Raw genomic sequence first — 7,301 nt, forward strand, 5'->3', positions numbered from 1 at the left:
AAGAGAAAGATTAAAGGATCTAGATAATGATGAGTTCATAGCAGAATTAGATGAACTTGTTGAAGAAGGTAAGATAGATAGCGAGAAAAAAGAAGAAATCTTAGAAAGACACGAAAACCGTCAAGCTAGACAAGAAGTAAGGGATAGACTAAAAGATCTAGACAAAGACGCTTTCACAGAAGAAGTAAACAAACTAGTTGAAGAAGGTAAAATTGAAGCAGATAGAGCAGAAAAAATGATAGAAAACTATGACAAAATGGCTGAAATTAAACCAATCTTAGAAGAACTAAAAGGTTTAGACAAGGAAGAAAGACAAGCAAAGATTCAAGAATTAATCGATAATGGTACTATTTCAGAAGATGGTGTTAAGAGAATTATGCATAAGGGAGCTGAAAGAATTAATAAATAATTCTTTTAAGCCAAGCATCAACATTTATGTTGATAGCCCAGCATCATCGTAGATGACAGCCCAGCCATATATATTTCAAAATATGAGTCCAGCGAAGTTGTTTCAACTTCTAAAGCAAGGTAATTTTACCAACGTAAAATATTAAAACTAATTTTGCGATTGCAAAATATCCTTGCTCTAGTTGCCAAGCAACTGCTGGGCTTGATTTATGAAATAAAATCAGCTGGGCTATGAAATGCTGGGCTGCTTTTATTGTAAAGAGCTGGGCACATTAAATCATTCGCCTTGAAAAGGTGAGTAATTTAATGTAGTATTCAATAAAGGGAGTGTTTATCTTTGAATCGTGAGAACATACTAAAAGCCCTAAGGGCTCAAATTAACATAAATGGCCATATTATTGGTGTTTCTACTGGTAGTGGTGTCACTGCAAAGTATGCTGTAAAGGGTGGAGCTGATTTCATACTAGCCCTAAGCGCTGGTAAGTTTCGTATGATGGGGAGAAGTTCACTTGCTAGTTTTTTGTGCTATGGAAATAGTAATGATATAGTTATGCAACTTGGAATGACTGAAATATTACCATTAGTAAAAGATACACCTGTTTTGTTTGGAATTAACCCCAATGATCCATCAAAGAATTTATATGATTACATAAAACAAATAAAAAATAATGGCTTTTCAGGTATTAATAATTTCCCAAGTATCGGACTATTTGATGGACAATTCAGAGAAGCACTTGAAGAAGAAGGCATTTCTTTTCAAACAGAAGTTGAAGCAATACGAATTGCAAACTTTCTTGATATGTTTACTGTAGCCTTTGTATTTAATGAAGATCAAGCAATTGAAATGGTTAGAGCTGGGGCTGATATATTGTGCGTTCATCTTGGTCTAACAGAAGGTGGTTTCCTTGGGGCTAAGAAAAGTTTTTCTATTGAACATGCAAAATTAGTTACTGATAAGATATTTTCAGCTATAAAGAAGGAAGACCATACACCTATAAAGATGGTATATGGTGGTCCCGCATCAAAACCTATTGATCTAGCATATCTATATGGAAACACTGATATAGAAGGATATATTGGTGGTTCTTCATTTGAAAGAATACCTGTAGAAAATGCAATACTTGAGTCAACAAGGGCATTTAAATCATATAGGGATAATGTTGAGGACCCACTGATTAATCATATGAATGATTCTTCAAAAAAATATGACTATGCGGACTTTGTAAAAAAATATATAGACTCTAATTATTCTAAAGTCATTAGAATCAGCGAACTTGCCTTGGTTCTACACATATCAGAGTCATATCTTAGCAAAAAGTTTAAAAAAGATGTCGGATGTAGTTTCTCAGAATACCTTGTAAAATACAGAATAAACAAGGCTTCTTCAATAATAAAAGAGGAAGATATTCCATTAAAAAAAGTTGCTGAAATGGTCGGTTATTTTGATTATTCTCAGTTCAGCAAAATGTTTAAAAAGTACAAAGGTATATCACCTAATCAATACTTAAAGACATATAAACACAAGTAAATAGCTGTATACAACATATATTTAAGCATATAAGAACAAGAAAACAACATATAAATACATTTACTTAGGTAGACTTTAACGATAGAATTGAATTATAACGATTCTATCGTTTTTTATTTCTATATTATTTATGGGGAGGTAGCTAGATTGAAAACAATTGCAATTGCTGGAACATTTGATTCCAAAGGTAAAGAATTTCTTTATGTAAAAGAGCGTATTGAATCACTAGGACTTAACACCATGACAATACATACAGGGGTATTCGAACCCACATTTGAAGCTGATATTTCAAATGAAGAACTAGCAAAAATAGTAGGAGAAAACATTAAGGATATACGTAATAAAAATGACCGTGGATATGCCATGGAAATCTTGTCAAAATCCATGGAAATATTAGTTCCTGAACTATATAAAGAAGGAAAGATTGATGGAATTATTTCATTAGGTGGCTCAGGTGGTACGTCTCTAGTAACACCAGCTATGAGAGCTCTACCTATTGGAATACCAAAAGTAATGGTGTCTACAATGGCTTCTGGAGAGACTTCACAATATGTTGGAACAAGTGACATAGTCATGATTCCTTCAGTAGTTGATGTTGCTGGCTTAAACAAAGTTTCTATGAAAATATTCAATAATGCCGTGAATGCTATATACGGAATGGTATCAAATGATTCAGAAGTATCTGAAGGCCAGAGGCCACTAATAGCAGCATCCATGTTCGGTGTTACAACGCCATGTATTGATAAGGCCAAAGCTTATATTGAAGAACAAGGATATGAAGTACTTGTTTTCCATGCAACAGGAGTTGGTGGGAAGTCTATGGAGTCATTAATTGAAGCTGGTTATTTTACAGGAGTACTTGATCTGACAACTACTGAATGGTGCGATGAGATAGTTGGCGGAGTTCTTAATGCAGGCCCTAATAGACTTGAAGCCGCTGCTAAAAATAACATTCCACAAGTTGTTTCAGTAGGAGCAGTAGATATGGTTAATTTTGGCCCTCTAGAATCAGTTCCTTCAGAATTTAAAGATAGAAATCTATATAAACATAATCCAACAGTTACTTTAATGAGAACATCTGTAGATGAAAATGTAGCTATTGGAAAAGTTATTGCAGAAAAATTAAATATGGCATCTGGAAATACTGCATTGATGCTTCCTCTAAAAGGAGTTTCACTAATAGACGTTGAAGGTCAGCCTTTCTATGGAAAAGAAGAAGATGAAGCCCTATTTAATGTACTAAGGGATACTGTTAACAAAGAAACAGTTGATTTTATAGAAATCAACGCATCAATTAATGATGACGAATTTGCTTTAGCTGCAGACAAAAAGCTTATTGATATGATAGAGAATTCAAAAATAAATTAAGGAGGATTTTTAATGAATACTAAAAGTCGTTTAGAAATTATGCAAGACTTCAAAAAAGAAATAAGTGATGGTAATATCCTTCTAGGTGTAGGTGCTGGTACTGGTATTACTGCTAAATCAAGTGAAGCTGGTGGAGCAGATATGCTTATAATATATAACTCAGGTAGATATCGTATGGCAGGACGTGGTTCCTTAGCAGGGCTACTATCGTATGGTGATGCAAACCAAATTGTTGTAGATATGGGTTCTGAGGTCCTACCAGTTGTTAAAAAAACACCTGTTCTAGCAGGTGTTTGTGGTACTGATCCCTTTAGATTAATGGAAGTTTACCTAAAACAGTTAAAGGATATGGGATTCAACGGAGTACAAAACTTCCCAACAGTAGGTCTTATAGACGGTGTATTTAGACAAAATCTTGAAGAAACAGGTATGGGTTATGGACTAGAGGTAGATATGATTAGAAAAGCCCATGAACTAGATATGCTTACTTGTCCATATGTTTTTGATGAAGATCAAGCAAAAGCAATGGCTGAAGCAGGTGCAGACATACTTGTAGCACATATGGGACTAACAACAAAAGGAACAATAGGAGCGCAAACAGCCCTAACACTTGATGAAAGTGTTGAAAAAATCAAGAAAATCATGTCAGCAGGTAAAGAAGTAAATCCAGATATAATAGTAATTTGCCACGGCGGACCAATAGCAGATCCAGAGGACGCAAAATACGTAATCGAAAATACACCAGGAATAGACGGTTTCTTCGGTGCATCAAGTATAGAAAGATTCGCAGCAGAAAGTGGAATCAAAGCACAATCAGAAGCATTTAAAAATATTTCTAAGTAATCATAATAAAAAATAACATAGATAACATTCATTTAAGGCCAATTGAGCTCTCTCACTCAATTGGCCACTGTCTTTTTTGTTTTAAAATAGCTTACATAAATAAACCATTGTTTTTGATTATTTATATAGTTATACAGATAAAAGTTTTGTTTTGCTATACACAAGTAAAGTTAAATGATAAATAAATATTGAAATTACCGAATGTTTGTTCTATGATTAGATTGTATTGAAATATAAAATTTATTATGTTATATTATATAAGACATATGGAGGGGTGCTAAATGAAAGTTATATCTTTTTTCTCAGGAGCTGGAGGACTAGATTTAGGATTTAAATTAGCCGGACATGAAGTTGTTTGGGCAAATGATTTTGATAAATATGCCGTAGAATCTTATAATAAAAATATCGGTGAATTTTCTTCAACAAAAGCTATTTTAGGTGATATTACTGAGTTACTATCAGGTGATTCTGAAGACATAAGTAAAATATTACCAGATGCTGATGTTGTGATAGGTGGTTTTCCTTGTCAAGGATTCTCCATAGCAAATGTTGATAGAAGTATGGAAGATGAACGTAATTATCTATATTTAGAATTGCTAAAAGCGATTTCAATTAAACAGCCCAAATATTTTCTGTTAGAAAATGTAAAAGGTTTAGAGAATATGAACTCGGGAAAAGTACTACGTTTAATTTTAGACGATTTAGAAGATGCTGGTACGTCCAATTCAAAAGTTTTCTCAGGTAAAGGACCTGGATATACTGTTGTATACAATGTGTTTAATGCATTAGATTTTGGTGTACCACAAAACAGAGAAAGAGTAATCATTTTAGGTATTAGAAATGATTTAATTGGGAGTAATTTATATAATACTAATATAGTAAGAGATAAATTAACTAGCTCAAGAAAGGCTTTATTTATTAGAACAACTCATTCAAAGAATAGTAAAAAAATCGAATTAATTTCACCGCATGATAAAATAAATAAATTATATTCTAATTGGAAAAATGGAATATATAGCCACTTGGAAATCCTCAGTGATGAAAAATATTCATATAGAAACATAAAAGATGCAATTTATGACTTACCTCTTGAGTATAGTGATGAATTCTGTGGACATTATAATCATATAGGTTCCAAATGTAAAGTTAAAATATCTAATAGGGTTGGAAATAGAGAAACTTATTGGACAAAACATGCTCCTACAATTATGGGAAGAGGTAGTGGAACAGGAGGGCCATTAATTCCACCTCATCCTGAAAAACATAGACGATTTTCTGTTAGGGAAGTTGCTAGATTCCAAACATTTCCAGATGAATTTATATTCTGTGGTTCAAATTCCGCAGCTTATCGTCAAATAGGGAATGCTGTACCTGTATTAATGGCATATCACATAGCTAGTATTTTTAATATAAAATAATAATAAAATAACGAAATCATGCTAATTTTTTTGTGATTTCGTTATTTTTGTAATTTAAGTTTAAAATTATAATTTTTTACTTTTCAAAATTGACTCAATATTTTCATTAATTGCACACTTAAATTTTACTAATTCATCATTTTCAATTCTACATGATAAGTCCATATCTAAATGATAGAAGTCCCTGCAATATTTTTCCATGTAAGATTTAAGCTTAATCCAATGAATCCTTAAATTGTTATTTTCCCATCTATAGAAAACTTCATGAAATTTATCTTCGTTTTCCTTATATAAATCAGTTAGTGTATTAACAAAAGTATCATTAGGTATTAATATAAAGTCAATCCTATAATGGGATTTTAAAACAATATATAAATCATCTGTATATACATATTCCAAAAATAACTTGAGTCTATCATAAAAATCTTTTTCTTTATTAATACTTTTGATTGGGTCAAAAATATTTTCCCTTAATTGCTTTCCTGAACCTAAACCTGATTTCCTATCACTCAAACTTTTTAATTTTTCATCATCAATTATACCTTTCAATAGAGCTCTATATGAAAGACTCCCTACATTTAACTCTTTATTATCATTATTATCAATAATCATATAATTTTCATCATAGGTTTTCCCTTTTAACGTTTTTAATGAAATTTCATATAATCCCAGAGATAAATCAGATTTTTCCCTTTTGTTTCCACTTAAATCTGTAGAAATTTTCCAATCTAAAGTAGTACACAAAGAATCTAATTTTTTAATTTCATCATTAACTGGTGGATTTTGCCTTGACTCCACATCTGTACTTTTCATACTAAATAACGCTGAGAATATATCTTCAAAGACTCTCGAAGTTGTATTACGATCTCTTATTGAAATATCAGTTACAAAAGAAAACAAAATATCTGCAAACAATGCTCCTTTAAATGAATTTGACTCTATATTTTCTTTTACAGTTTCTAAAAATTTATTCATCTCATGTATATTTTGGGGAATATCAGTCAATCCCGATTCAATCAAAAAAGATTTCCCAAGTATACTTATATTATCAAATAATAGTTTATCTAAAATCATTACTATTCCTCCCGCTTCAAACTTTTTTATTGTAATTATCAATTATTTTTCAGACTCAATTTCCTCAACCTTAGAAAATAATTCTTGTAGAGATATTTCCAAACCTTTTGAAATTTTATCTATATTATTTAATGAAATATTTCGTTTACCAGACTCAACGGATGCATAATATGTCCTATCCATATTAATTTGTAACGCAAATTTTTCTTGACTTAGATTTAATTTATTTCTATAGAATTTAACTGCTATTCCAAAACTCTTAGTAATCATTCTGTATCCTCCTAAAAAAAGTATATAAATTTATGTAAATAAGACAACGGTATATAAGTAACATTAGTATTGTTAAATATCCTTCTACTATCAATTTAATAAAACTAACTATAATAATAAAAAATAGTATTTTGGTGACTAATGAGCATCGCTAGACTATAAATATTTGATTCGTGTTTACATGCTTAACAACCTAAATACATCAAAAATTTCTTGATGTATTTTTTTATTCTCACACAACTTTCACATAATCCAACATACTTCTCACAAATTTATACTCTATTATATAAGCAAGATAGGAAATGCAAAGAAAACATTACTTAATAATAATTAAAAATTTGAGAGGAGATTTATTATGAAAACTAAAAAAATTATCTTAGGAGCACTTACAG

At 31.1% G+C, this 7,301-nt stretch carries 7 protein-coding genes; 5 read left to right on the top strand and 2 right to left on the bottom strand.

Annotated features, from left to right (window positions below; genetic code table 11):
- From N4A40_15970 to N4A40_15990, 5 genes are all read left to right on the top strand, one after another.
- Positions 1-409: hypothetical protein (locus N4A40_15970; GenBank protein MCT4663350.1), on the top strand; the 409-nt coding region annotated here is incomplete at its 5' end.
- A gap of 336 nt (positions 410-745) precedes the next feature.
- Positions 746-1,936, top strand: a complete 1,191-nt coding sequence (locus N4A40_15975; GenBank protein MCT4663351.1) for a phosphoenolpyruvate hydrolase family protein — start codon at positions 746-748, stop codon at positions 1,934-1,936.
- An 87-nt stretch (positions 1,937-2,023) separates the two neighbouring features.
- Positions 2,024-3,304 (top strand): Tm-1-like ATP-binding domain-containing protein, encoded by a 1,281-nt coding sequence (locus tag N4A40_15980; GenBank protein MCT4663352.1) that lies wholly within the window; start codon positions 2,024-2,026, stop codon positions 3,302-3,304.
- Between the two features lie 12 nt (positions 3,305-3,316).
- On the top strand, positions 3,317-4,147 hold the full coding sequence (locus N4A40_15985) for a phosphoenolpyruvate hydrolase family protein (protein ID MCT4663353.1): 831 nt from the start codon (positions 3,317-3,319) through the stop codon (positions 4,145-4,147).
- Positions 4,148-4,428: 281 nt separating this feature from the next.
- Entirely contained in the window at positions 4,429-5,565 is a 1,137-nt protein-coding gene (locus N4A40_15990; GenBank protein MCT4663354.1) for a DNA cytosine methyltransferase, read from the top strand.
- Between the two features lie 66 nt (positions 5,566-5,631).
- On the opposite strand, the gene N4A40_15995 is transcribed toward N4A40_15990, so the two are convergent.
- Both N4A40_15995 and N4A40_16000 read right to left on the bottom strand, forming a co-directional pair.
- On the bottom strand, positions 5,632-6,639 hold the full coding sequence (locus tag N4A40_15995; GenBank protein MCT4663355.1) for a hypothetical protein: 1,008 nt from the start codon (positions 6,637-6,639) through the stop codon (positions 5,632-5,634).
- A 42-nt stretch (positions 6,640-6,681) separates the two neighbouring features.
- Complete coding sequence (locus N4A40_16000; GenBank protein ID MCT4663356.1) at positions 6,682-6,909, bottom strand: helix-turn-helix domain-containing protein; 228 nt, start codon at positions 6,907-6,909, stop codon at positions 6,682-6,684.
- Positions 6,910-7,301 lie beyond the last annotated feature (392 nt).

Source organism: Tissierellales bacterium, assembly GCA_025210965.1.
Classification (GTDB): domain Bacteria; phylum Bacillota; class Clostridia; order Tissierellales; family JAOAQY01; genus JAOAQY01.